This window comes from Leclercia sp. UBA5958 (assembly GCF_002430365.1).
In the GTDB taxonomy this organism is placed as follows: domain Bacteria; phylum Pseudomonadota; class Gammaproteobacteria; order Enterobacterales; family Enterobacteriaceae; genus Enterobacter; species Enterobacter pneumoniae.
In genome coordinates this window covers 573,210-599,509 of the sequence record NZ_DJCE01000004.1, presented here as the reverse complement: position 1 = coordinate 599,509, position 26,300 = coordinate 573,210, and the positions used below count along the sequence as shown (strand labels likewise).

The window sequence follows — 26,300 nt, the reverse complement described above, 5'->3', positions numbered from 1 at the left end:
ACTGCGTTCAACACTATTGGGGCTGATTCTGGATTCGACGGGATTTGCGAAACCCAAGGTGCATGCCGAGGGGCGGTTTGCCTCGTAAAAAGCCGCAAAAAAATAGTCGCAAACGACGAAAACTACGCTTTAGCAGCTTAATAACCTGCTCTGAGCCCTCTCTCCCTAGCTTCCGCTCTTAAGACGGGGATCAAGAGAGGTCAAACCCAAAAGAGATCGCGCGGATGCCCTGCCTGGGGTTGAAGTGCTAAAACTAATCAGGCTAGTTCGTTAGTGGCGTGTCTGTCCGCAGCTGGCGTGCGAATGTAAAGACAAACTAAGCATGTAGTACCGAGGATGTAGAAATTTCGGACGCGGGTTCAACTCCCGCCAGCTCCACCAAATGATGATCCGGATACGTCCGGTGAAGTACAGAAAGCCCGCATAGCACAAGCCCTGCGGGCTTTTTTGTGTCTGTCGTTGTCCGAGAACATCCGGCTGAATCCGGTGATTATTGGTATACGTTTAGGTATACGGTAGGATGTATACCTAAAAGCGTATACCAATTCATGAAGGAGCGGCCACAGTGGCACGGACAACACGCCCCCTGACCAACACCGAAGTTCTGCGCGCTAAAGCGTTAGAGAAGGATCTAACGCTGCATGATGGCGATGGGCTTTTCCTGATAGTGAAAACCAGCGGGAAAAAGCTCTGGCGTTTCCGTTATCAACGTCCGGCGACAAAACAGCGGACAATGATGGGGCTAGGTGCTTTCCCCGCCCTTTCACTTGTTGACGCCAGAGGGTTAAGAGCGGATTACCTTGCCTTGTTAGCCAACGGAATTGACCCGCAAATTCAGGCCGAAGTTGCAGAGGAACAGCAGCAAATCGCTCTGGACAGTATTTTTTCAACGGTCGCCGCTAACTGGTTCCAGCTCAAAAGCAAAAGCGTTACCCCTGATTACGCAAAAGACATTTGGCGTTCACTGGAGAAAGATGTATTCCCAGCCATCGGTGAGATCTCCGTTCAGCAAATAAAAGCCCGAACTTTGGTTGAAGCCCTTGAGCCAATCAAAGCTCGTGGTGCGCTTGAGACTGTACGTCGACTGGTTCAGCGCATTAACGAGATAATGATTTATGCCGTAAACACGGGTCTGATTGATGCGAATCCAGCTTCAGGTGTTGGAATGGCTTTTGAAAAGCCCAAAAAACAAAACATGCCGACGCTGCGGCCAGAGGAATTGCCAAAGCTGATGCGTTCTTTGGTTATGTCTAATCTGTCTGTTCCGACGCGTTGTCTTATTGAGTGACAACTTCTGACCCTTGTGCGCCCTTCTGAGGCCTCCGGCGCTCGGTGGTCAGAGATCGATCTCGATGCCAAGCTCTGGACAATTCCAGCCGAACGGATGAAGGCCAAGCGAGAGCACATTGTTCCTTTATCCACTCAGGCATTAGACATTCTAGCGGTAATGAAACCTATTAGTGCGCATCGTGAGCATATTTTCCCAAGCAGAAATGACCCGAAACAACCAATGAATAGCCAGACTGCCAATGCAGCATTAAAACGAATTGGGTTTGGAGGAAAGTTGGTAGCTCACGGATTACGCTCCATTGCCAGTACATCTATGAATGAAGCTGGATTTAATTCAGATGTCATTGAGGCCGCATTGGCACATATTGATAAAAATGAATTTCGGCGAGCATACAACCGTTCAACATATCTTCAAAAAAGAATTGAATTAATGAGTTGGTGGGGCGAATTAATTAGAATATCATGCAAGTAAAAATAAGGTGGTGATAAATCACCACCTTCCATATACTTAATTAAATTCTTTGAATTTATCACGCAACATACTGAAATGCTGCTCACCAATTTTATAATACTCGTCTAAAACACCATTAATAACCGCACTATTTATAATAAAAATATACTTACCTTTGCTTTTTGCCAACGCCTTTATCTTGTCTTTTTGCAGTTCGTTTGTTGCTTCACAGCAGGACAATAAACAAACTGATGTTTTAATAACATCCATTTCTTGAACTAGGTTTTCCAGATAACTCTCACTAATATGAGAGCTTGACATCACAATATTAACTAAAACTTTATCAGCCGGAATTTCAAAAATCGAAAAATCAAAAAAGAATCCCGCACGAGATTCATTTAACATTGTAAAGCTATAACCAAGCATATTTCCCTTTATCAAGCACGGATAAAAAAGAGAAGGATAAAATATAGTCAGAAATATTTTTTTAAGGCTTTCAATATACAATTGCTCATTATTTTCTTTTATTGCAAGCTTGAGATTCTCAACATCTGATGATAGTGGACCAGTTACAGCCCCTGTTGAATTATCGAAGCTTTTATGGGGAAGAGGCGGTGGCGGTGAAAGTAATAGTTCTTCTTTGTATTGCTTTATTGCATCAGGATATTTTACTATCTGTTCCTCAATAAACTCCTTAGACTGCCCAAATTCTTCGATAATCTTTGTAGCTGTTACTGTTTGCTTCCCTCTTAAAAGAGTTACAAGCGCAGATCCTGCTTTAAGATGTTCTGCTCTAATCTCTGGAATTATATATTTCCGATAAAATTTGGAATGTGAATAAGCTATCTTTTCTCTAGCCATTACCTTTGGAATAAGTATAATTTCTTCACCATTGTAAATAGGGAGCTTAAATGTTCTTTTTCCCCATCGCCCACTACTCGGATCCCACAAACGAATACCAGAAACATCTGACATATCCACATTATAAAATTCACAAATCTTTTGTGTATATTCTATAAACGGAAGCTTAAGTATATTACATACAGAATCAGAAATCCTGTCAGAAGCAATCCCGTCAATAGTTAATGCTGTATCCTCAAGATCATGCAGTAATCCTGTTTGAGCTGCTTTGCTATTTTTCAATGACTCTAAAATTAGCTCTGCCGTTTTAACTCCTAAGGCTTTGCCAGAGGATTTTTTAGAAGAATACCCAAGATGAAATGAATTGGATTCCTTCAATGAAGATAATAATACTCCAGCTCTTTTAAGGTCTCCGTTTTTTATACTAGCCATAACATCTGCGAAATAATCCTGAATTAATTTCTCAAGGCCACCTCCCCAATTTGTTTTTAATGCTCGAATAGAGGTGGGATCTATAAAAAATTGTAAATCAGTATCCAAAGGGATATCAATAAAATCTAAATTTGATTGCTGAAATTCCATATTAAAAGCTTCAGAAAACTTCATACAGCACTCCTTACTTTAAGCACATGACAATGGGAACACTCTCATTTGTATTACATCAGGAAAAAGATCACAAGTTAGACAGATTAAACTTGTTTTAAAAATCAAAAAAAAGAATAAGTTACTCTTTAATTTCAATTACATATATTGAAACAAAGGGTTTTTGAACACTGTAACGACTATTTTCATAATCAATAATACGTTCACTACTCACTGTTCCTGAGCTCTTCAGATACGCACTACATTGTACTTATCCCTCCAAACCAATATCGCACTCAATCGAGACCATTGGGGGATGCACTAAGTCAGCGAATTTAAATGCAGCGCGCAATGCTCTCCCCGCCACGCCTGCCCGCTTAATGTGTCGCTTTTAATGCAGGTGCATCAGTGGGCTCAGGCCGCAGCATGGCCGGCGCGGGAGAGCATTTTGAGGGGGTAAAAACGCATGCAAAACCATGTACCTGATGCGTGCATGGCTATTTTTGGAAAAATGGCGGAATTTTTGGGTATTTTTTCGTGAACTACCGGACGGCCAGTTCAGCACGTTTATTTACGTAATTCTGATTTTGTGTAGGTGTGTATTTTTCACGATTATCAGCCCGTGAAGCCGCGTCAGGCCTGAATCCGGCAGCCGTTAATAATTCACCGTCCTGTGCTGAATAATTAATTTTTCCGCCTCTGGCCAGCCAGACCACGAGGGCTTCACACAGATACTGCATGGAATGCTGCATGACGCATTGTTTTACAGTGCAGTGCTGCCCGTGATAGCCCATGAGCTCAGGTGCCAGCGCGGTGGCCAGCTCAGCACCGTGCGACATCATAAAATCATCCAGCCGGTTACGGATGCTGATGCGCTGCATATCCTCATGTGCCCGGATATCCAGGTCATCATGGTGTTCAAAGGCACGCTCGAGATCACCTGGAACCTGCTGGGCGAAGAGGTCATCATCATCGCGCCAGAGCGCTCCGTGGTTTCTGTGCCAGCCAACAGCTGGCGGCGCTATCGTGCCGTGGGAGATGATGTCGAATTTATCCTGACCACTGAGGGTGACCAACGCAAGCGCGTCTACTGGGATGAGGCGATCCTGCGTGAGGCCAAAACGCACAACCGCGGTCTTGATCCAGACGGCTACGTCAGCAAGGTGGATGTTATGCCGGTAACCGCCCGTCGGGCAGGCGCCCGCATCGAGAGTTTGCCGCAAGCATAAATAAGAAAGGCCGGGGCTTACGCACCGGCCGCTTATCCTACACCTCAAGCCCCGCTCTGAACTGCCCCCACTTCAGCACCGAGTTCACCCCAATCGACAGGAAAGGCTCCGGCGGGGTTTTATTCGGCCCCGGCGAGGCCGCCAGGAAGTCAATCAGCTCATTACGCTCGCCGGCAATCATATCGGCCAGCAGCGTGCCGGTGGCGGTGCCGCGCGTAATCCCCAGTCCGTTGCAACACAGCGCGCCATAGACATTCGGCGCCAACTGGCCGAAGAACCCTTCATGGTTTTCCGACAGGCAGATCGCCCCGCTCCAGGAGTACTCAAAATCCACCTTATCAAGGGTCGGGAAACGGCGCTCGAACGACTTACGGTGGTTAGCGATAAAGTTATTCAGATGTTGTTCACGCGGACGGCCATCCGGGTGGAAGCTAAAACTGTTCCGCACCAGGATGCGGTTATCTACCGTCCGGCGCACGGTACTGCCAAACGGATGCGCCGGGATCACGCCCCATACCGGTTTGCCGCCCAGCCCGGCCTGCTCCTCTGGCGTCAGCGGACGGGTCAGGCTGCCATAGAGAAACGTAGGCAGCAGGCGGCCACGCAGGAAGCCAAAGTGTGAGGCAAAAGCGTTGTTGGCCAGAATCAGCTTATCGGCGGTGATGCAGCCCTTGTCATGTATCAGGGTCACCTTATCGCCATAGTTGATGGCGGTAATCGGGGTGTATTCATGCAGCGTTACGTTCGCGGGCAGGCTATCTGCCAGCCCCTTCACCAGCGCGGATGGCTGCAGCAGCATGGTGCCAGGAATAAACAGCGCCTGCTTATAATAGGAGGTACCAATGTGGTCCGGCAGATCCTTGCCAGCGATCATCTCGGTGTCACGGCCAATCTTCTCCAGCCCACGGCGATACGCCTCCAGAATGGCAACGCCCTGCTCCCCCACTGCAGCCTGATACTTACCCGAGTCGGACATCTGGCAGTCAATGCCCTGCTCTTTCACGATCGTGCGCAGGATGTTCTGCCCCAGGGTGTTAAGTTTCAGGATCAGCTTAGCGGTTTTCACATCACCAATGTAATCCTTCGCCCCGATATCATGCGGCACGTCGATGGCAAATCCGGCGTTGCGCCCGGACGGACCATAGCCCACCTCCTGGGCCTCAATCAGCACCACTTCATCGTCAGGAAAGTTGAGCGCCAGCTGTCGGGCAGCGGCCAGGCCAGTAAGGCCTGCGCCGACAATCGCCCAGCGGGCATGTTTTTGTCCGACATGGGCAGGACGAGGGGTACGCGCCTGGCTGGTGTGATACCAGCCCGGCAGGGCGTCATCCGCCGGCAGCGAGGTGATCTTTTGCACGTTTATTACTCCGGTACGCTGGGTTCTTTTCAAATTCACCTGCCGCACGCTGCGGGGCGCACAGGTCAGGTGATGCTGAAATAATGTTAGCCATGTTGCTAAAATGAATACGTGATGTATATCTCATGTATACATAAAGTATAAAAATAGTAACCAGGTTAAAAAAAATGTTGTGCAACGCCCAGGGGAAAACCGCAGCAATAAAGCCGTGAAATAGAGAGGATGCAGAGAGACAGGCCTGCCAGCGGAGGCCGGCAGGCGCAACGCGTGGGGTTAGCGCTTATCGCCTTCAGGTGGCGAAACTACATCGGCCTTCAGCCCCTGGGGGGCGATAAAGATCTCCATGTTCTCCCGCGACAGCTCCCAGTGCTCGAACACCAGGTCAACCACCGCCTGCTCATCGCGTGCCTCGATGGCGGCAATAAAGGCGTCATGATGGTCTGCCGCCAGCTGCAACCGCCGCGCCATATCGTCGTTTTGCGGGCGGAAAAAGGTATGTCCGATACGACAGTGGTCAATCAGCAGCCTTCCGAGGCTCGGCTGCAGATAGGGGTTAGCCGCCATCTCGCCCATAATTTCATGAAAACGATTATTCTCCAGCGCCAGTGCCTGAGCGTCATGGGTTTGTGCTGCCTTGCGAAACCGCTTTTGCGTCTCTTTCAGCGCTCTAAGCTGCGCCGGTTTAAAGTGTTGCACCGCCAGTCGCCCGGTCGCTGCATAGATCATCGGTGCGACAAGGAAAAAGTTACGCAGCGTCGAGTGGCTCATGGGGATGACGCGTACGCCCCGTTTTTCAACAATTTCGAGATAGCCTTCACCCGCCAGGCGCTGAAACACTTCGCGGACCGGCGTGCGGGACAAGCCGTATTGCGCCGTCAGGCTGGCTTCATCCAGCAGTTCATCCGGATCCAGCTCCATGGTTAAAATAAGACGCTTCAGATCCTCATACAGCGCTGCTTTTCCCGTCCTCATTGTCGCCTCCTGAAAAACCGGGTGAGTGGCCAGTGTCTGCGGTTAACCTACAGAAAAAGGCGGTATACAGCAAAAATAAATCACCTCTTCTCATTCCGCGAATAGCCCCAGTTTTTCAACGATTAACGATGATTTTTCAGCTCATTAGCGGTTTGCCAAATCAACTGCAACATCGGTTCAGGATCCCGATCCGGGGGATGGCGCAAGATCTCACTACGCAGCCAGGCAATTTCGCTGGTGGCGAACTGGCGAAAGCTCATCCCGTCGCTCGCATTTTTTAACCATTTCATCAGAAAGGCATTTTTCTGCCGGTTCGTTCGAATACGCCCATGCCGTCTGGAAAGACCCATCGCGACCAGAATACAGAAGTAGAAGTGGACTCGCTTTTCCAGGCCGTCAGGCATGGCGGCAAACAGATGGTTTTTCATCTCCGTCAGCTCAGGCTGAACGCGCAGGCTGCCTGCCGATAACGGCGGCGGGCAGCCCTCTCCTGTGCGTGTCAGGCATCGTCTGTGGGAACATCAATCCAGATGGTCTTCAGTTCAGTGTACTGGTCGAGCGCAAAGACCGACTTATCACGTCCGCCAAAGCCCGACTGCTTATAGCCGCCAAACGGGGTGGTGGCATCCCCTTCACCGAAGCAGTTGACGGTGACCGTGCCTGCGCGGATGGCACGCGAAACGCGGATCGCCCGGTTGAGCTTGCCGGTATAGACCGATGCGGCCAGTCCATAGGGGGTGTCATTTGCCAGGGCGACGGCTTCAGCTTCGGTTTTAAAAGAGGTCACGCAGAGCACCGGGCCGAAAATCTCCTCGCGGAACAGCGCACTCGCCGGCGTTACGCCGTCGATAACCGTGGGCTGCACATAAACCCCCTGCTCCGTGTCCCCGCCGTGAATAATGCGCAGCCCCTCCTGGCGCGCCGTCTCCAGATAGCCGCTGACCTTACTGAAATGCTCCTCTGAAACCAGGCTGCCGAGGCGGTTCTGCGGATCGAGCGGATTGCCCATCGGCCAGTCGCCCATCTGTTTTGCCATCTCTGCCAGCAGCGCTTCCTTTATCTCGTCCTGAACCAGCAGGCGCGAGGTGGCAGAGCAGTTCTCGCCCATGTTCCAGAAAGCACCGTTGAGCACGTGCCCGGCCACGCTCGCCAGATCTTCGGCATCGGCAAACACCAGCGCTGGATTTTTGCCACCACACTCCAGCACCACTTTCTTCAGATTTGACTCTGCGGCGTAGTGCAGGAAACGCCGTCCGGTGGCGGTAGAGCCGGTAAAGCTCACCATATCGATATCCGGATGCAGGCCAATCGGCTCGCCCACTGCTTTCCCGGTACCGGTCACGATATTCAGTACCCCCGCCGGAACGCCCGCCTGATGTGCCAGTTCGGCAACCCGCAGCGCGGTTAAAGAGGTCTGTTCCGCCGGTTTGACGATCACCGAGCAGCCCGCCGCCAGCGCCGGGCCAAGCTTCCAGGCCAGCATCAGCAGCGGAAAGTTCCACGGCAGAACGCAGCCCACCACGCCAATGGCTTCACGCACCACCAACGCCATCGCCCCTTCGCCCACCGGGGCGGTGTGGTCGTATAGCTTATCGATGGCTTCGGCGTGCCATCGGATGACGTGAATGGTTTCCGGCACGTCCACCGTCAGGCATTCACTCACGGGCTTGCCGCTGTCGAGGCTCTCAAGCACCGCCAGCTGCGTAACCTCCTGCTCCATCAGCTCTGCCAGCTTCAGCAGCACCGCTTTGCGCTCGCCCGGTGCCCGCTTGCTCCAGCTTCCGGCCTCGAAGGCAGCGCGCGCGGCGCTCACCGCCGCGTTGACATCGTCAACGTCGCAGGCGGCAATATCAGTAATGTGCTCGCCGGTCGCCGGGTTGTGGGTGGGCAGTCTCTTCCCGGCGCTGGCCGCCACGAAGCGGCCGTTTATAAAGGCGTTATTGGCCAGGGGCAACGCCCGGGCGAAGGCAATAACGTCATCCACTGTTTGCAACTGACTCATTCTGCCCCCTTACGCCGCTGTCGCCGCAGCCACGTTGCGTTTCACATCGGCAATGACGGCTTTCAGTTGAGCTTTCTCTTCTTCGTCCAGTCCCTGCAGTGGCGCACGTACCGCCCCCGAAGTCAGGCCGTTCAGTTCGCAACCGTAGCGGATCGATTGCACAAACTTTCCGCCGTCGAGGAAGTTCATCAGCGGCATCATGGCAGCCATGATCTTGCGCCCCTTGTCGAAATCTTTCTCCACCACGCAGGCTTCATACAGCGCCACGTGTTCGCGGGGGATAAAGTTGGAACCTGCACAGACCCAGCTGCGCGCGCCCCAGGCGAAAAATTCCAGCGCCTGATCGTCCCAGCCGCAGGAGAGCGCAATGTGCGGGAATTTGCAGGCCAGCAAATGCAGGTTATTGAAATCGCCTGAGCTCTCTTTAATCGCCACCACGTTCGCCGAGCGGCTCACTTCGGTGAAATAGGTCTCGCCCATGGTGATACCCATGCGGCCCGGGTAGTTATAGAGCATGATGGGCAGCTGTGCGGCTTTGTCGACCGTCAGCGCATGATGGGCATTTTCCCGCTCGGTCGGCAGGGCATAGGGCGGAGAGGTCACGAGGATGGCATCGGCTTTCGCTTCGCGGGCATGTTTTGCGTAGTCCACCGCATCTTCAGTGCGGATGGCGCCGGTTCCCACGACCAGCGGCAGACGGGTACCTATCACGCTGCGCGCGTGCTCCACCAGCGCTTTACGCTCCTCCGGACTTTGGGCGTAATACTCGCCGGTAGATCCGCCAATGATAATGCCGTGGACGCGCGCCTCGATCAGCGACTCCAGCACCTCGGCAAAGCGCGCGAAATCAATGCTGCCATCGGCTGCGTAAGGAGTAATGGCCGGGGTGTAGATACCTTCAAATGTAAACACGATAACCTCCAGGGAAATTCATGACCGTAACAGTCAGCTACGCAACCGTGATGGCGTGCGTTTGTTAAAAATTTGCACAAGGGGGTAAAAAAGGTCAATGGATGAATATTTTTTGTATACACAGAAAATACAATATAAATACGAAATTACCGTATATTTTTACACGAGCAAAAATAATTCTCTTTTAATTACAGCAATTTAAATTGTGATATCAAGCGTAGTAATTTTCTATATGATTTCCGATAACGATCACATTCCGGGATTATTGCGGATGAAGGCGTATTTACAGAGAGAGTTGAGAGGCATAATTTTAAGACTGAATTTAACCAGGATTTAACAGAAAGCGACTGCACAGCGCCTGGTTGTGACCAAATTGTAAACAGAGGTAGGGTATGCCCCAGAAGAAAGCGACACTCATCGGGTTGATAGCGATCCTCTTGTGGAGTGCGATTGTGGGTTTGATTAAAAGCGTGAGCGAGGGCTTTGGCCCGGTAGGAGGCGCGGCGCTGATCTACACCTGCAGCGCGATACTGCTGATCTTTACCGTTGGGTTGCCGAAAATTCGCCAGTTCCCACCGAGCTATCTGATCCTCGGCAGCATTCTGTTTGTCTGCTACGAGCTGTGCCTGTCGTTATCGCTGGGCTTTACCCATAACGGACGGCAGGCCATCGAAGTGGGGATGGTCAATTACCTCTGGCCGAGTCTGACCATTCTGTTAACGGTGATCGTTACCCGGCAGAAAACCAGCCCGTTAATTATACCCGGGGTGATCATCGCCATCATTGGCATTGGTCGGGTGCTGGGCGGGGACCAGGGATTCTCCGTAAACGAAATGACCCGCAACGTAATGGACAATCCTCTAAGTTATGGCCTGGCATTTAGCGGCGCGGTGATTTGGGCAATATATTGCGTGGTCACGAAATTAATCGCTAAAGGCAATAATGGTATTACCCTGTTCTTTATTTTGACGGCCCTGACGTTGTGGGTGAAATTTCTCACCTCGCCTCAGCCGGACTTTATTTTATCGTGGAAAGCGTGGATAAGTTTATTGCTCGCGGCCATCGCTATGGGCTTCGGTTATGCCGCCTGGAACGTCGGCATCCTGCATGGCAACGTGACGATACTGGCCGCCGCCTCCTATTTTATTCCGATTATCTCTGCCGTGCTGGCCGCGTTTATCCTCAGTTCACAGCTGACGATGGCCTTCTGGCAGGGTACCGCCATGGTAAGTCTCGGCTCGCTTATCTGCTGGTGGTCGACGCGCACCGTCCCGGTGGCAAAGTTATCTGACGAGCGTTCTTGATATCCGTCTGCGGGGGGTACACCTCCCGCAAGACGTAAAGTGAAGTAAGACCATAATAGATATAAATAACATCTTATCCGACCATCCTGCACCGGAGGAGTACCTGTCATGAATCAGCCTCAATAACCGATAAATTCATTCATTGTTTTATTAAGATCGCTATATCTGCTCTGGATAACACTTTATCGATCTTACCTGACCTACATTTATTCCGTATTCGTTTGATTAACGGTATGAGCTTCGCTCGGTCTAAATAAATAGTCATCGCCTCTGCTATTTATTTCGTCCTCTTATTACTGATTATTCAACGACGTCGGGAAAAGACAGGAGTTATCATGTCAAATATCCTTTCAGTTGAAGACGTACCGCTTAATCGTTTTCATCGGTTACTGACCGTTCGTTCCGGCGGCGGCTCCTTTGTCGATGGCTATGTGCTGAGTATTATCGGCATCGCCATGATGAAGGTCTCCCCTGCTCTCGGCCTGAGCGCCTTCTGGGAAGGGCTTATTGCCGCTTCGGCGCTGATAGGCATCTTTTTTGGCGGCTTTATTGGCGGCGCCCTGACCGACCGTCTGGGCAGACGCGTGCTCTATTTTGTGGGGCCGACCCTGTTTGTGGTCTGCTCGCTGGCACAGTATTGGGTGCAGAGCGGCGAGATGCTCTTCGCCCTGCGCTTTCTGAACGGCGTGGCGGTCGGCATTGAGTATCCGGTTGCCACCGCTTTCCTGGTCGAGTTTCTGCCGAAGAAAAACCGTGGTCCCTGCCTCGCCACCCTCACTATTCTCTGGTTTGCCGGTGCGGCGACCGCCTACCTGGCCGGGGAAGCGATCCTGCACCTGGGCGGCCCGGAGGCCTGGCGTCTGGCGCTGGCCAGCACCGCGCTGATTGGTGCCCTGCTGTTCATTGTGCGTCTGGGTACGCCGGAATCACCGCGCTGGCTGATGAGTAAAGGACGCCACGCGGAAGCCGAAGCGATCATTCGTCAGGTTTACGGGCCGGACTTTAGCCTCGATAACCTGCCAGTGCAGGCCGAAAGCAAAAACCTGTCGTTCGCCAGCCTGCTGCACTCGGGTTACGGCAAACGCATGGCGTTTGTGACCATCTTCTGGACCTGCTCGGTGATCCCGGTATTTGCCGTCTACGCCTTTGCGCCAAAAGTACTGGATGCCCTGCACCTGAGCGGCGCCTGGGCCTCCTGGGGATCGGTAGCCATTACCTTGCTGTTCGTGGTGGGCTGTATCGTTGCCACCCGCCTGGTAAATATTCTGGGCCGCCGTAAATTGCTGCTGCAAAGCTTCCTCTGGTCCGGCCTGGCGCTTCTGCTGTTAGGCCTGCTGCGTGATGGCCCCTCGCCTGTCATTCTGCTGATGTTTGGCCTGTACGCGCTCTTTATCGGGGGTGCGCAGGTACTGCAGCTGGTCTATCCAAACGAGATTTTCCCGACTGAAATTCGTGCAGGTGCGGTTGGGGTGGGAACCTCGCTGTCACGCGTTGGCGCGGCGGTGGGCACCTGGCTGGTGCCGGTTTCCCTGCAAACCCTGGGGATTGGCAACACCATGTACATTGCTGCGGCCATCACCTTCTTCGGGCTGATTGTCTCCTGGTTCCTGGCACCAGAGACCAACGCCCGGAGCCTGGAGGATGCCGCGTCGCTGGATGATGCCCCCCGGCAAAAGGTGACCCTCAACGCGCCGCTCACCCGACGCAATACACTCTAATAAAAAGGGCTGCATCGCAGCCCTTACTCTTTTACCAGCTTTTCCACTTCCCGCCGCCGTTTTCTGAACGAGCCCGGCGTTTCGCCATACTGCTTACGAAACCACGAGATGAGATGGGTCGCATCGGCAAAACCGGTCGCTATAGCAATAGCGCCGATGCTGTTGCTGGAGTCGGCCATCAGTTTACGCGCCCGCTCCAGACGCATACGTCGCCAGTACACCGCCGCCGAGTGGCCGGTACACTTCGTAAAAATAAGATTAAGCTGGCGGAATGTGACGCCAGCAAAATCTGCCACCTCTGCCAGCGGCACCGGCGAGTCCAGATGATGCTGCATAAACTCAATGACTTTATTGACCAGCTCGTTATCGTAACCATCCGGTTCGCTGAGCGAGGCTTTGCGTTTCGCCTGGCGTGTCGGAGCCTCTTCCACCAGCAAATATTTCAGGACCTTTTGCGAACGTACCAGTCCGCAATGCTGACGAATCAGATCTGCCGCCAGGTCGATGGCCGTACCGCCCGGACACGTAATGATCCCGCCATCTTTGATGTAGGTTTTATCAATAACCGGGATGGCTTTCGGAAAACGCAGGCGAAACTCATCCCGGGTGGTGAAGTGGATGGCGCAGTGACGCCCGTCGAGCAGCCCGGCGTTACCCGCCACAAACGCGCCGCTACAGAGCGTGATAATAGGGATATTGCGCGCATGCAGATCCCGCAGAGCCGTTAACAACCAGCCGGGCGGCTGGCGCGTCTCCTCCAGCAGACCGCCCGCCACCACGAAGTAATCCCAGGGTTTGCTGAAATCTAACGCGGCGGTGGGTGAGACCGGCAACCCGCAACTGGCGGTAACGGGCTTATCATCGCAGGTCATCCACTCCCAGCGGCAAAAGATTTGCCGACTGGAAAAGGATTCATCAGCGGCAAAACGCAGAGATTCAACCAACCCGGCCACGGAGGCCAGAGTAAATTGCTTCATCAGCAAAAAACCAATGGTGAGGTCAGGTTTTGGCTCAGTCTGGCTTATGGGAGGTGTTGAAGGTGACATAATTTCCGGCTCATCAAAAACGTGTGCACCCATAAACTATACCCTTTTCATCTTGTTACGCCCTGCGTTTTTGTTGCTTTGTGCGAGCCCGCTTCGCAAAAAGCTTAACAATACTTTTTACGCTACATGACTTTTGCCGGTGCGCTATGTCTTCGTAAAAGTGCCCTGCACTTCGGATAAATATCAACGTATTGGGAACTATATCTCTGGCCAGCCATTAATTAACAGCGAAAATTAAGCCAAAATCCTTTACTTTATTTACCACCGCGTCAGTAGCAGTCTTTGGTAATACAGGCAAATAAACTTATATATAAGAATAATCGCCCTTAAATATAATATATTCACTCTTAACTTAACTAATACTAAAACAGTAACCCACAATTACTTAAATGAAATTTTGTGATTACGATCGAATTTCTCGCACTTTCAGGCCTACGTATTACAGCCCGCACCGTGCGCGCCATCGCAGGCCAGGCAAGGCCTACAGCGGTGGAACGCAGGGTAAATAGAATTAAACGCGTTATTAGGCACTTTTAATTAGCTTCACTTACCTTTTATTTACGCTTCCTTAATTTGCGCTTTCCTCGCTTAAGCGCTATATCAAATTCATACGCAATAATTTGATATCACCATAGTTTATAGGGAATAAAAACGCCCAAAAACGCACACTAATATCGACTCGCACCTCATGTGCAACATTGCAATACCTCTTATTTTTCCTGAGACGTATTGATTGCCTTATTAACCAATTTCAGTGTTGAACTATTTTAAATAATAGTTTTGCCGCTGCGGATACCTTTTATCTATGGGAAGGAATGGCCCCAACCTGCGCGCCATTTCTACGCACTCTGACGGGAGTATTTCGAATGAGCAAGATCACTGTCCTCTCCACATTGACGAAATCAGAAACCACTATGGAGGGGACTCAGGTCATTCTGAATGACCCCTCTATCGTCACGCTCCACGTGGGCCGCGCCGATATTGCAGGTTACAGCCGCAGCAACGACGATCTCATTGTTCGCCTGACGTCAGGTGAAACCATTACGCTGAAAAATTTCTACGCGGCGGGCAACGGCAGCCAGCTGGTACTGGAGGAGACAGACGGTGCGCTGTGGTGGATTGAAGATCCGCTGGTGGCTGAACAGTACGAGTCAATTGCCTCAACCGAGGCGCTGCTGGCCGGTGGTGCCACCGGTTCGGCAGGTGAAGGAGCAGTATGGCCCTGGGTGCTGGGTGGTCTGGCGGTTGCCGGTGGGATTGCCATCGCCGCAAGCGGTGGTGGCGGCGGCGGCGGCGGCGGCGGTGATGATGATAACAACAATCCCCTCCCTCCGAATCCGGGCGATCCGGATACGACAGCCCCCAATGCGCCAACCAACCTGCAGCTCTCCACAGACGGCACCACAGTTACGGGCTCTGCCGAGCCGGGCAGCACGGTAACCATTCGCGATGCCAACGGGAATATCATCGGCAGAGGCCAGGCGGGAAGCGACGGCAAATTCTCCATTGGTCTGGACGGCCCCGTTAATGCGGGCGACACCCTTACCGCCACGGCCACAGACAGCGCGGGCAACGTCAGTAAGGAGACCCAGCTTGCGGTAACCGACACCGTTGCGCCAGAGGCACCTACTAACCTGCAGCTCTCCACCGACGGCACCACCATCACCGGCTCTGCGGAGCCTGGCAGCACGGTAACCATTCGCGATGCGAACGGGAATATTATCGGCAAAGGCCAGGCGGGGAGCGACGGTAAATTCACTATCGACCTGGGCGCTCCCGTTAACGCTGGCGAGACCCTTACCGCCACGGCCACAGACAGCGCGGGCAACGTCAGTAAAGAGACTCAGCTTGGGGTGACAGACACCGTCGCACCCGACGCGCCAACGATAGTTCTGGTAAACGACGACGTGGGCAGCATCAAAGGGCCATTGACCAGCGGTCAGAGCACGGATGATACCCGCCCTACCTTCAGCGGGCTGGGTGAAGCCGGTGCTACCATTACCCTCTTCGATAATGGCAAGCAGATAGGCACCACTAAAGTTAGCGCGGACGGTAGCTGGAGCTTTACGCCAGGCAGTAATCTGAGTGAAGGGATCCATAACATTACCGTGAAAGCGACCGACGCGGCGGGCAATACCAGCCCGGCCTCCGCAGGTTTTACGGTGATTGTCGATATTACCCCTCCTGCCGCGCCTACCGCAGCCATCGTCAATGACCAGAGCGGCAGCGTAGTGGGTGTAGTGCAAAACGGACAAAGTACCGACGAGAATCAGCCCGTCCTGACCGGGACCGGCGTGCCGGGCAGCAAACTCACCATCTACGATAATAACGTCGTAGTTGGCAACGTCACGGTACTGCAAAACGGGACCTGGAGCTTCAAGCCGACGGCCCCTCTGAACGAAGGTTCGCACACCATCACCGTGCGGGAGAGCGATGCTGCTGGCAACCTCAGCCAGCCTTCCACCCCCATTACCTTCATCGTTGATACCACGCCTCCGGAAGCGCCAACCTTAGATCCGATGGCGCCAGAGGGCATTTTCGTTACCGGCAAGGCCGAGGCGAACAGCACCGTATTTATCTTCAGCGGAACGACCTTACTGGGTCAGGCTACGGCGGGTGCAGACGGCACCTTTAGCGTGCGCCTGAACTCAGCGCAAACCGACGGCCAACAGCTGAACGTGGTGGTACAAGATACGGCGGGCAACCGTAGCACCCCAGTAAACTTCGATGCCACCGACTCCGGCTTCCCGGACTCCCCGCTGATTGTTCGTGTGGAAAATAATAACGGCGCGGATCCGGTGGCCATTGGTAACGGCCAGCCGACCAATGACACGACGCCGCTTATCAGCGGTACCGCGGCAGCCAACGCCACGATTAACCTGCTGATCAACGGGACCGCATACGGCCCGATCACGGCAAACGGAAACGGTGAGTGGAGCTTCTCGCCTCCAGCCCTGCCCGATGCCGACTACGTGATTACCGCCACCGCGACAACCCCAGCCGGCACCAGCGGACCGTCGCTGACCTGGAATTTCACCATTGATACCGCCCCGCCGACCGCGCCCGATGACGTTGAAGTCTCCGGAAACGGCACGCAGGTGACCGGTACGGCCGAAGCGGGCAGCACGGTGACGGTGAAAGATGCCGATGGCGATACCATTGGCACCGCGACGGCGGGCCCGGATGGCCGCTTTACCGTCACCATTTCACCGGCTCAGGTCAATGGCGAAGCCATCACCGTGACGGCAACAGACGTTGCGGGCAACCCGAGCACCGTGACCAATGCCAACGCGCCAGATATCACCGCACCAGAGATCCCGCAAAATGTGGTGGTGGCACCCGATGGCGCTAGCATTACCGGTGATGCGGAACCGAACAGCACCGTCATCGTTCGCGATCAGGACGACAACGTGGTGGGCCAGGGCCAGGCCAACAACGACGGTAAATTCGAGCTGACGCTGGATCCGCCGCAAACTAACGGCCAGCTGCTGGACGTCACGGCCAGTGACGGAAATGACAATACCAGCGTGCCGGCGCAGGTCGACGCGCCGGATTCTACCCCACCAGCCGCACCGGGGGACCTGGCGGTAAGCCCTGACGGGACCACCGTCACCGGCACCACCGAGCCGGGCAGCACCGTCACCGTGAAAGATGGCGACACCACCATCGGCACCGGCAAGGCAGATGACAGTGGTAATTTCTCTGTCACGATTACTCCTCCGCAACGCAACGGTGAAAGCCTGGACGTCAGCGCCACCGACCCGACCGGCAACCCTGGGCCGGCTGCATCGGTGAACGCGCCGGACACAACGGCACCGGAAGCGCCGGTGATCCTGAGCGTCAATGATAACGTGGAGGCCAACACCGGAAATCTGGATAACGGGGCCACCACCAATGACAATACGCCGCTGATTAGCGGTACCGGCGAGCCGGGCTCGACCATCACCCTGCTGAATAATGGCGTCTTCCTGGCGACCGTCACCGTGCTGGAGAATGGCAGCTGGAGCTATACGCCTGCCGCCCTTACCGAAGGCGGGCACCTGTTCACGGCAACCTCTAAGGACGCGGCGGGCAACGTCAGCGGGATATCAAACAGCTGGAGCATCACCGTTGACACCGCCCTGCCTGATGCCCCGACGATCGGCACCATTATCGATAACGTGGAGGGCGGTGCTGGCACCGTCACCAGCGGTCAGCCCACCAACGACGGCACCCCTACGATTAACGGTACCGGCGAACCTGGTGCGACCATCAGCATTCGTCTGGACGGCGAGGAGTTCGCCAGCGTGACCGTTCTGCCGAACGGGACCTGGACCTGGACCCCGACGACGCCGATCCCAGATGGGGATTACACGCTGACCACCGTCGCCACTGACGCGGCGGGCAACGTCAGCGAGGCATCGCCTGATTTCACCCTGAGCATCGATACCCGGGAGCCGGGCCAACCGACAATCGGCACCATTACCGACAATGTGGGTCCTAACACCGGGCCGATTGCCAACGGCGCGGCCACCGACGACACCACACCAACGCTCGCCGGCACCACCGATCCGGGCACGACCGTCACCATTTATGATGGTGACAACCCGATCGGCACCGCCACGGTTCAGCCGAACGGCGACTGGAGCTTTACTCCGCAGGTTCCGCTGACGGAAGGGCCACACACCCTCACCGTGGTGGCGACCAATCCGGCAGGCACCGCCACGACCTCTACCCCGGTCAACCTGGTGATTGATACCACCGCGCCGGAGACCCCGGCTGCGCCAGCGGTCACCGCCAACCCGGACGGGACCACGCCAACGGATCTGAGCTCGGGCAGTACCACGCGCGACACTACGCCAACCCTGAGCGGCAGCGGTACGGAAGGGGATATCATCACCATCTACAACGGTGACGAAGTCCTGGATACCGTGACCATTCCGGCCGGTGGTGTCTGGACCTGGACACCGACAGAGCCGCTGGACGATGGCACCTACGATCTTACCCTGACGGTGACCGCCCAGGATGGCGCCGGCAACAGCAGTGCGCCGTCGCAGGCGGTCTCTATCACTATTGATACCGATCCACCAGCGGTGCCGGATGTCCCGGTGGTAACCGACAACGTGGCCCAGGGCACTGGCCCGGTGGCGGACAATGGCAGCACCAACGATCCGCGTCCGGTCCTGAGCGGTACCGGGGTGGCGAACGATGTCATCACCATTTACGACAGCGCCTCCGCCAATCCTGGTAACGTGGTCGGCACCGTTACGGTCGATGCTAACGGCAACTGGAGCTGGAGACCTGAGGGCAACCTCACCGAAGGGGACCACACCTTTACCACTACCGCCACCGACCCGGCGGGGAACGAATCCATTGCATCTGGCGGTATCACGGTCACTGTGGATATCAGCGCGCCGGAAATTCCGGTGATTACGACCGTAGGCGGAGCCGGTAACGGCGGTGCCACGGACGATACTACGCCTGCGATCGCCGGCACCCTGGAGAACGCAGACGGCGATGCCACCGAGGTCATCATCTATAACAACGGGGTCGAAATCGGCCGCGCGCCGATTATCGACGGCGCCTGGACCTTTACCCCAACGACCGCGCTGCCAGAAGGGCCGCTGAACCTTACCGCCGCCGCGGTGGATGCGGCGGGCAACCTGAGCGCCACCAGCCCGGTCGTGACGGTTACCATCGATACGCTGGCCCCGTCCGTGCCTCAGATTGATGCGGTAGAAGGCGCCACCCTGGTGGGTGACATACTCTATAGCCGCGACAGTACACCAACCATCACCGGTACCGGCGAGCCAGGCAGCAGGATTACAGTGACTATCGATGGCACAGCGCTCGAAAGTTCCCCGATCGTGCAGCCAGACGGTACCTGGTCGATTACCTTACCAGACGAGCCTGAACTCTCTGACGCCACCCATACCATCGAGATTGTTGCTACCGACCCCGCCGGCAACACGACTTCCGGCGAGCCGATCTCTCTGACGGTTGACACCACCCCGCCAGGGGCACCAACGGTGACAGATCTGGCCCCTGAAGGCACGCCGCTTACCGGCACCGCCGAGGCGGGCTCCACGGTGGTTATTACCGGCCCGGGCAATGTTGAACTGGGCCGCGGCGTGGCCGATGCGCAGGGCAATTTCAGCATCGCCCTGTCACCGGCGCAAACTAGCCAGAACACTCTGACCCTGATCGCCACCGACGCGGCCGGTAACCCGGGCGCCTCCACCGAATACACGGTGATCGACTCCGGCGTCGATCTGCCGGACGTCCCGGTCATTACCACCATTATTGATGGCGAGGGCGCGGTAACGGGGGATGTGAAAGGGAAAACCTCTGACGACCCTACCCCGACGCTGAACGGCACCGCACCGGCAAACAGCACGGTGAACATCTTCCTGGACGGCAACCCTGTGGCGGTGGCGACGGTGACAGCTGGCCCGGATGGCACCTGGACATGGCCGGTCGCCCCGGCACTTACCGAAGGGGCTCATAGCTTTGCGGTCAGCGCGACACAGGACGAAGCCACCAGTGGGCTTTCGCCTGCGGCAAGCGTGACGATCGACCTGACCGCGCCGAACGCGCCGGTGATTGGCGCGGTGACTGACGATGTCGCCCCGGGCACCGGGCCGCTGGCCTCGGGCCAGACGACCAATGACGCGCAACCGACCCTCTCCGGGCGTGGCACGCCGGGTGAGACCATCACCGTCTATGACAATGACACCCCGATCGGCACCGCACTGGTCGGTGCCACCGGTAGCTGGACCTTTACCCCTACCGAGGCGCTCGGCGAGGGCAACCACTCCCTGACCATTACCGCCACCGATCCGGCGGGCAACGAGAGCGATCCGTCCGCAGCCTTTACCCTGGTGGTGGATACCGTCTCCCTCACGCCGACCATCACCAACGTGTCGGATAACGTCGATCCCGTTCAGGGAACCATCCCTACCAATGGGGTGACCAATGACAACACGCCGACCCTGACCGGCACCGCTGAACCTAACAGCGTGGTCACCATCTCCGATGGCAACACGGTGTTGGGTACCGCCATTGCCAATGCAAGCGGCACCTGGACCTTCACCCCGACCCTGGCGGAAGGCACACATAACTTCACCGTCATCGCCACCGATCCGCAGGGCAACGTCAGCGACGCCTCAACGCCATGGACGGTGGTGGTCGATACCACTGCGCCAACCCTGCCCGTTATCACCAGCGTGAGCGATAACGTGGAGGGGGGCACCGGCAATCTGACCAACGGACAGCTTACCAACGACGCCACCCCTACCCTCACCGGTACGGGTGAAGAGGGAAGCACCGTTCGTATTCTCGATGGCAACACGGTGATTGGCAGTGTGGTGGTCGGTGAGGGAGGTACCTGGTCCTTCACGCCAGAACCGGCGCTGACAAACGGGCCGCACAGCCTGCGCGTCAACGCTATCGATCCGGCCGGTAACGTGAGCGCGAATTCACCGGTCTTTACTATTACGGTAGATATCACTCCGCCGGCCGCGCCTGCCATTACCAGCGTGGTGGATGATGTCGGTCCGGCGACCGGCACCCTCGCCAGCGGAGCCTCGACCAACGACAACCTGCCTACCTTCAACGGTACCGGCGAAGTGGGCGCCACCATTCAGATCTTTGACAACGATGCGCTGATCGGCACCGCCGTGGTCAGCGCTGCCGGCACCTGGACCTTTACGCCGACGACCGCACTGACCGACGGGCCGCATGTATTCAGCCTCTCCGCCGTCGACGCGGCAGGCAACATCAGCGTCACCTCCACGCTCTATAACCTGACGGTGGACACCGCCGCGCCGAATACCCCAACGCTTCTCAGCGTTACCGACGATCAGGGCCCGAACACCGGAACCCTGACCAGCGGACAGGCCACCAACGATCAGCAGCCAACGCTGGCAGGTACGGCGGAGGCCGGTGCGATCGTGCGTATCCTCGACAACGGCGTGCAGATTGGTGAGACGACGGCCGGGTCAGATGGTCGCTGGACATTCTCCCCTGATTCCGCGCTGAGCAACGGCAGCCATACGCTGACCATTACGGCTACCGATGCGGCGGGTAACGTCAGTACACCAACGCAGGGCTTCGTGGTGGTGGTTGATAACGTGCCGCCGCAGGCACCGCTCATCAGCCAGGCTATCGATGACCAGGGCAGCATTACCGGCCCGGTCGGCAGCGGTCAGCCAACTAACGATGCGCAACCGGTGCTGAACGGCACCAGCGAACCAAACGCCGTGGTGCGCGTCTTTGAAGGCAACACGCTCATCGGCCAGACTCAGGCTAACGCGGACGGCAGCTGGTCGCTGCCTGTCGAAACGGCGTTCCTTGACGGCCAGCACGTGCTGACCGCAAGAGCCGTCGACGCGGCAGGCAACGTGAGCCCGCCATCGCCAGCCTTTACCCTCAACATTGACACCCAGCCACCTGCCACGCCGGTGCTGACCAGCGTGACCGACGACGTTCCGGCAGGTACCGGGCCATTGACCAACGGCCAGACCACCAACGACAACCGACCCACCCTGGCAGGGACGGCCGAGGCGGGCTCAACGGTAAGTATCTACGACGGTACGACCCTGCTGGGCACCGTTGTGGCCACAAACGGTAACTGGACCTTCACGCCAACGACACCGCTGGCGGATGGCAGCCATAACCTGACCGTCACCGCCACCGACGCGGCGGGTAACAGCAGCACGGCAACCGGTAGCTTTACCATCGTGGTGGATGCCACCGCACCTGCGGTGCCAGTGATCACCACCATCGTGGATGACGTCGGGTCAATTACCGGCCCGGTCACCAGCGCGACACCGACTAACGACAACCGGCCAACCCTCAACGGCACCGCGGAAGCGGGCGCGACGGTGACCATCTATGACGGCACCACCGTTGTGGGCCAGGCCGTCGCAGATGCGAACGGCAACTGGAGCCTGCCACAAACCAACGTGGCCCTGAGCGAAGGCCAGCATAACTTTACCGTTACCGCCACCGATGCAGCGGGTAACAGCAGCGCCGCCTCGCCCATCACCTCCATTGTGGTGGATACCGTTGCGCCACTGCAGCCAACCAGCCTGGCGGTGGTTAATAACGGCACCCGCGTCACCGGTCTTGCCGAGGCGGGCAGCACCGTGACGATCACCAGCGCCAACGGTACCGTTCTCGGTACCGCCACGGCGAACGGTGACGGCACCTTTACCGCAACCATCTCCCCGGCACAGACCAACGGCGAAGCACTGCAGGTCTTCGCCACCGACCGGGCGGGTAACGCGGGCACGACCTCCGCCGTGACGGCACCGTTCACGACGCTGCCGAATGCACCGGTCATTACCACCGTTACCGATGGTGAGTCACCGGTGACGGGTACCCTGACCAACGGTCAGGCCACCAACGATTCAACCCCGACGCTGGCCGGTACCGCGCAGCCAAACTCTACGGTCACCATCTATGATAACGGCGTCTCTATCGGCACCGCACAGGCTAACGGCAGCGGCGCGTGGACCTTCACGCCGACGACAGGGCTGACGGAAGGCTCACACGCCTTCACCGCCACGGCGAGTAACGCCACCGGCACCGGCCCGGCGTCGACGTCTACCTCGGTGATCGTGGACACCCTGGCGCCGAATGCACCGCAGGGTACCTTTAACGCCGATGGCAGCGTATTGAGCGGCACCGCCGAAGCCGGCAGTACGGTCACCATCAACACGCCGAATGGTTCGTTCACGACGGTCGCCAATGCTAACGGGACCTTCAGCTACACCTTCCAGCAAAAACAGGTCGACGGGGAGCAGATTACCGTTACGGCGACCGATGCTGCGGGCAATGTCTCCACTACGTTCCCCGTGACGGCGCCGGTTCTGCCGCTCTCTGCCAGCGATAACGCGATTGAGCTGGAGCTGGGAACGACCGCTACGGTGACCAATACCCAGTACAGCGATTATGGGTTCCTGCTGGTGGGCGCGGTGGGTAACGTGCTGACGCTGCTTGGCAACGACACCGCTCAGGTGGACTTCACCGTCGGAGCGGGCGGCAGCGCCAACATGACCATCGACGCTAACGCCTCCGGGGTGGTGCTCTCGCTGCTCAATACCCTTGAGCTGGTGGTGCAGCGCTGGGATGCGGTCAACAACACCTGGACTACGGTAGTGGATACCGGCCTGCCGCAGTTTGCCAACCTGCTGACGCTGGGGGCGAGCGGGGTAACGCTTAACCTCAATGATCTGACGGGCGGGCAGTACCGGGTACTGAGCTATAACACCAACCTGCTGGCGACAGGCTCGTATACTAGCCTGAACGTGAATATCACCGAAACCAGCGCGGGCACCTTGACCGGTGAAACGGCCCAGAGCGGGAACGTGATTGATGACGTGGATCCGACCACGGGCAGCGACACCGCCCCGATCGGGACGCTGGTCACCAGCATAACTAACGCACTTGGCCAGAGCGTCGCGGTTAACGCCACCGGCGATACCGTTGTTCAGGGGCAGTACGGCACCTTAACTATCCGCAGCGATGGTACTTATACCTACGCCCTGAACAGCAATGCCGGTCCATCAGTTCTGGGTCGCACGGAGAGCTTCACCTATACCCTTACCGGTGGCGGCACCACCGACTCCGCGAAGCTGGTGATTTCGCTTGGCCAGGGCACCGTCAGTAACGGCGTGGTGGCGACGGACAACACCGCCTCCCTGACCTTCGATACCACAGTCAGCGCGGTAGATAACGGCCCGTCTTCGCAGGGCGGCTTCACCGTGGTGGGTATCAATCTTGGCTCGACGCTGGGGCTGAACCTGCTGGACGATCTGAGCAATCCGATCATCTACAACGTGGAAGACGGCACCACCCGCACCATGACCATTCAGGCCTCGGTAGGGGGCGTGGCGCTGGCCTCCACCTTTGATCTGTACGTCTATAAGTTCAACGAAGCGACGCAGACCTTCGAGCAGTACCGCACCGTAGCTAACTGGCTGCGTGCCCCGCTGCTCGGCGGCACCTCGCCGCAGTTAACCCTGCAACTGCCGGCCGGGGAGTATCTGTTCCTGCTTAACACGGCGGCGGGGATCACCGCCCTGACCGGTTACACCCTCAACGTGCTGCAGGATCATGTCTACAGCGTAGAGAGCGTGTCGGCCACCACCCAGGGTGATGTCCTGTCGGATGACATCGTGCCGAACGGCACGGTGGTCAGCCAGGTGAACGGCGTGGCGGTGAGCGCCACTGGCGTCACCACCATCGAAGGGGAGTACGGTACCTTACGTATTAACGCTCAGGGGGAATACACCTATACCCTGCGCAGCGGCGTAGGATCCAACGGGATTAATACCCCTGACACCTTCGTCTATACCGTGCGTACGCCGACCGGCGTGACCGATACCGCCTCACTGAATATCACCCCGACGGCGCGTCCGCTGGATGCGGTGAATGATGTGAGCCAGGCGGTTGACGTAGCCTCGGTCCACCATACCGCGGCTTACTCAGACACCACGGTCGGTTCTGCCAGCTGGACATCGGCACTGCTGGGCGCCACCCAGGGCAGCGGCAGCGGTACCTTTGTCGTTGATGCCAATACCGCGCTGCACAACGTAGTGCTGAACTTCAACGTCGCCTCGCTGCTTAACCTGGGCGGGCTGACGGTGAACTGGACCCTCTCTCAGGGCGGGACCACCATTCGTACCGGCTCCTTCGGCGGCGGTATTCTGCTGGGAGGTAACGCTTCTATTAACCTGACCGGCCTGGATCTGGACGCGGGCACCTACACACTCAGCTACACCGGCCGGGTGGGTGCCCTGAGCGTGGGGAATATCACCATTACCCCGAGCGTAACCGGCACCAGCTTCTCGCTGTCCCAGTTCGACTCCACCAGCGGCCATACCGTTAACGGCAATATCTTTGACGGTACGGACTCTCAGGGGGCGATGGATCAGCTGCACTCGGTTGATACGCGTCTGAGCATTACCGGCTTTAACGGCGTGACCTCTACGATCGATCCGTACGAATCCAGCAGCGCCACGGTGACCGTACAGGGGCGCTACGGCACCCTGTCGATCGCAGCCGATGGGGATTACACCTATACCCTTAAAAGCGGTGTTGCGCTCTCCAGTATCACGACCAAGGAAGTCTTCAACTACACTCTGACTGAGGGTGGAAAAACAGACACAGCCTCTCTGACCATTAACATGGCGCCGAAATTTATCAGCTCCGAACATAATGATCAGATTACCGGCACCGTGTATGGCGACACCCTGATTTACCAGGTGTTGAACAACACGGCGGGCAATGCCACCGGGGGCAACAGCAGCGGCGATCACTGGACCAACTTCTCGCTCACGCAGGGCGACAAGATTGATATCGGCGATCTGCTGGTGGGCTGGAACGGACAGAGCTCGACGCTGGGTAATTACATCCAGGTGAGCACCAGCGGCAACAATACGGTGATCTCCATTGACCGCGATGGCACAGGAACCGCCTACGCTAAATCGACGCTTGTCACGCTGGATAATGTGCAAACCACCTATGAGGAGCTGGTGTCCCAGAATCACATCATTACCTAATGACGCTAAAAACAGACCCGGGCGCGTG

The 26,300-nt window shown here is 56.4% G+C and carries 11 protein-coding genes, 1 other RNA gene and 2 pseudogenes; 6 read left to right on the top strand and 8 right to left on the bottom strand.

Annotated elements, in window-relative coordinates:
• Window positions 1-18: 18 nt before the first annotated feature.
• Window positions 19-381, top strand: a transfer-messenger RNA (tmRNA) gene (gene ssrA / locus B2Q93_RS07275).
• A gap of 184 nt (window positions 382-565) precedes the next feature.
• Window positions 566-1,762: pseudogene (locus B2Q93_RS07270) on the top strand (integrase domain-containing protein).
• A 36-nt stretch (window positions 1,763-1,798) separates the two neighbouring features.
• On the opposite strand, the gene B2Q93_RS07265 reads toward B2Q93_RS07270, so the two are convergent.
• Together B2Q93_RS07265 and B2Q93_RS07260 are read right to left on the bottom strand one after the other, a co-directional pair.
• Window positions 1,799-3,208 (bottom strand): hypothetical protein, encoded by a 1,410-nt coding sequence (locus B2Q93_RS07265; protein ID WP_286932348.1) that lies wholly within the window; start codon window positions 3,206-3,208, stop codon window positions 1,799-1,801.
• A gap of 518 nt (window positions 3,209-3,726) precedes the next feature.
• A pseudogene (locus B2Q93_RS07260) lies at window positions 3,727-4,083 on the bottom strand (phage polarity suppression protein); the annotation flags it as partial.
• Here B2Q93_RS07260 and B2Q93_RS07255 point away from each other — a divergent pair.
• Complete coding sequence (locus B2Q93_RS07255; protein ID WP_286932380.1) at window positions 4,072-4,413, top strand: hypothetical protein; 342 nt, start codon at window positions 4,072-4,074, stop codon at window positions 4,411-4,413. The pseudogene B2Q93_RS07260 and the gene B2Q93_RS07255 overlap by 12 nt on opposite strands.
• Window positions 4,414-4,450: 37 nt before the next feature.
• On the opposite strand, the gene B2Q93_RS07250 is transcribed toward B2Q93_RS07255, so the two are convergent.
• The 5 genes from B2Q93_RS07250 to B2Q93_RS07230 form a co-directional block, all read right to left on the bottom strand.
• Window positions 4,451-5,770, bottom strand: a complete 1,320-nt coding sequence (locus B2Q93_RS07250) for an NAD(P)/FAD-dependent oxidoreductase (protein WP_286932347.1) — start codon at window positions 5,768-5,770, stop codon at window positions 4,451-4,453.
• A 273-nt stretch (window positions 5,771-6,043) separates the two neighbouring features.
• Window positions 6,044-6,742: a GntR family transcriptional regulator gene (locus tag B2Q93_RS07245; RefSeq protein WP_286932345.1), complete on the bottom strand. Its 699-nt coding sequence runs from the start codon at window positions 6,740-6,742 to the stop codon at window positions 6,044-6,046.
• A 122-nt stretch (window positions 6,743-6,864) separates the two neighbouring features.
• Window positions 6,865-7,170 (bottom strand): hypothetical protein, encoded by a 306-nt coding sequence (locus B2Q93_RS07240; protein ID WP_233800836.1) that lies wholly within the window; start codon window positions 7,168-7,170, stop codon window positions 6,865-6,867.
• A gap of 71 nt (window positions 7,171-7,241) precedes the next feature.
• Window positions 7,242-8,744, bottom strand: coding sequence for an aldehyde dehydrogenase (locus B2Q93_RS07235; RefSeq protein WP_286932344.1), 1,503 nt, complete (start codon window positions 8,742-8,744; stop codon window positions 7,242-7,244).
• 9 nt (window positions 8,745-8,753) lie between these two features.
• Window positions 8,754-9,656, bottom strand: coding sequence for a dihydrodipicolinate synthase family protein (locus B2Q93_RS07230; protein WP_046886084.1), 903 nt, complete (start codon window positions 9,654-9,656; stop codon window positions 8,754-8,756).
• Between the two features lie 392 nt (window positions 9,657-10,048).
• Between B2Q93_RS07230 and yddG the strand changes: the two genes are divergently transcribed.
• Together yddG and B2Q93_RS07220 are read left to right on the top strand one after the other, a co-directional pair.
• A complete protein-coding gene (gene yddG, locus B2Q93_RS07225) occupies window positions 10,049-10,960 on the top strand; it encodes an aromatic amino acid DMT transporter YddG (RefSeq protein ID WP_046886085.1) in 912 nt (303 codons plus the stop codon).
• A 335-nt stretch (window positions 10,961-11,295) separates the two neighbouring features.
• On the top strand, window positions 11,296-12,678 hold the full coding sequence (locus tag B2Q93_RS07220) for an MFS transporter (protein WP_040074355.1): 1,383 nt from the start codon (window positions 11,296-11,298) through the stop codon (window positions 12,676-12,678).
• 23 nt (window positions 12,679-12,701) lie between these two features.
• Here the strand turns inward: B2Q93_RS07220 and B2Q93_RS07215 are convergent, their stop codons facing one another.
• A complete protein-coding gene (locus B2Q93_RS07215) occupies window positions 12,702-13,724 on the bottom strand; it encodes a GlxA family transcriptional regulator (RefSeq protein WP_286932378.1) in 1,023 nt (340 codons plus the stop codon).
• 866 nt (window positions 13,725-14,590) lie between these two features.
• Between B2Q93_RS07215 and B2Q93_RS07210 the strand changes: the two genes are divergently transcribed.
• A complete protein-coding gene (locus tag B2Q93_RS07210) occupies window positions 14,591-26,272 on the top strand; it encodes a BapA/Bap/LapF family large adhesin (protein ID WP_286932341.1) in 11,682 nt (3,893 codons plus the stop codon).
• Window positions 26,273-26,300 lie beyond the last annotated feature (28 nt).

Bases quoted from the DNA above. Each gene is read 5' to 3' on its own strand.
- B2Q93_RS07210 (WP_286932341.1), top strand. From the start codon at position 14,591: ATGAGCAAGATCACTGTCCTCTCCACATTGACGAAATCAGAAACCACT.
- B2Q93_RS07215 (WP_286932378.1), bottom strand. From the start codon at position 13,724: ATGTCACCTTCAACACCTCCCATAAGCCAGACTGAGCCAAAACCTGAC.
- B2Q93_RS07240 (WP_233800836.1), bottom strand. From the start codon at position 7,170: ATGAAAAACCATCTGTTTGCCGCCATGCCTGACGGCCTGGAAAAGCGA.
- B2Q93_RS07255 (WP_286932380.1), top strand. From the start codon at position 4,072: ATGTGCCCGGATATCCAGGTCATCATGGTGTTCAAAGGCACGCTCGAG.
- B2Q93_RS07235 (WP_286932344.1), bottom strand. From the start codon at position 8,744: ATGAGTCAGTTGCAAACAGTGGATGACGTTATTGCCTTCGCCCGGGCG.
- B2Q93_RS07265 (WP_286932348.1), bottom strand. From the start codon at position 3,208: ATGAAGTTTTCTGAAGCTTTTAATATGGAATTTCAGCAATCAAATTTA.
- B2Q93_RS07220 (WP_040074355.1), top strand. From the start codon at position 11,296: ATGTCAAATATCCTTTCAGTTGAAGACGTACCGCTTAATCGTTTTCAT.
- yddG (WP_046886085.1), top strand. From the start codon at position 10,049: ATGCCCCAGAAGAAAGCGACACTCATCGGGTTGATAGCGATCCTCTTG.
- B2Q93_RS07245 (WP_286932345.1), bottom strand. From the start codon at position 6,742: ATGAGGACGGGAAAAGCAGCGCTGTATGAGGATCTGAAGCGTCTTATT.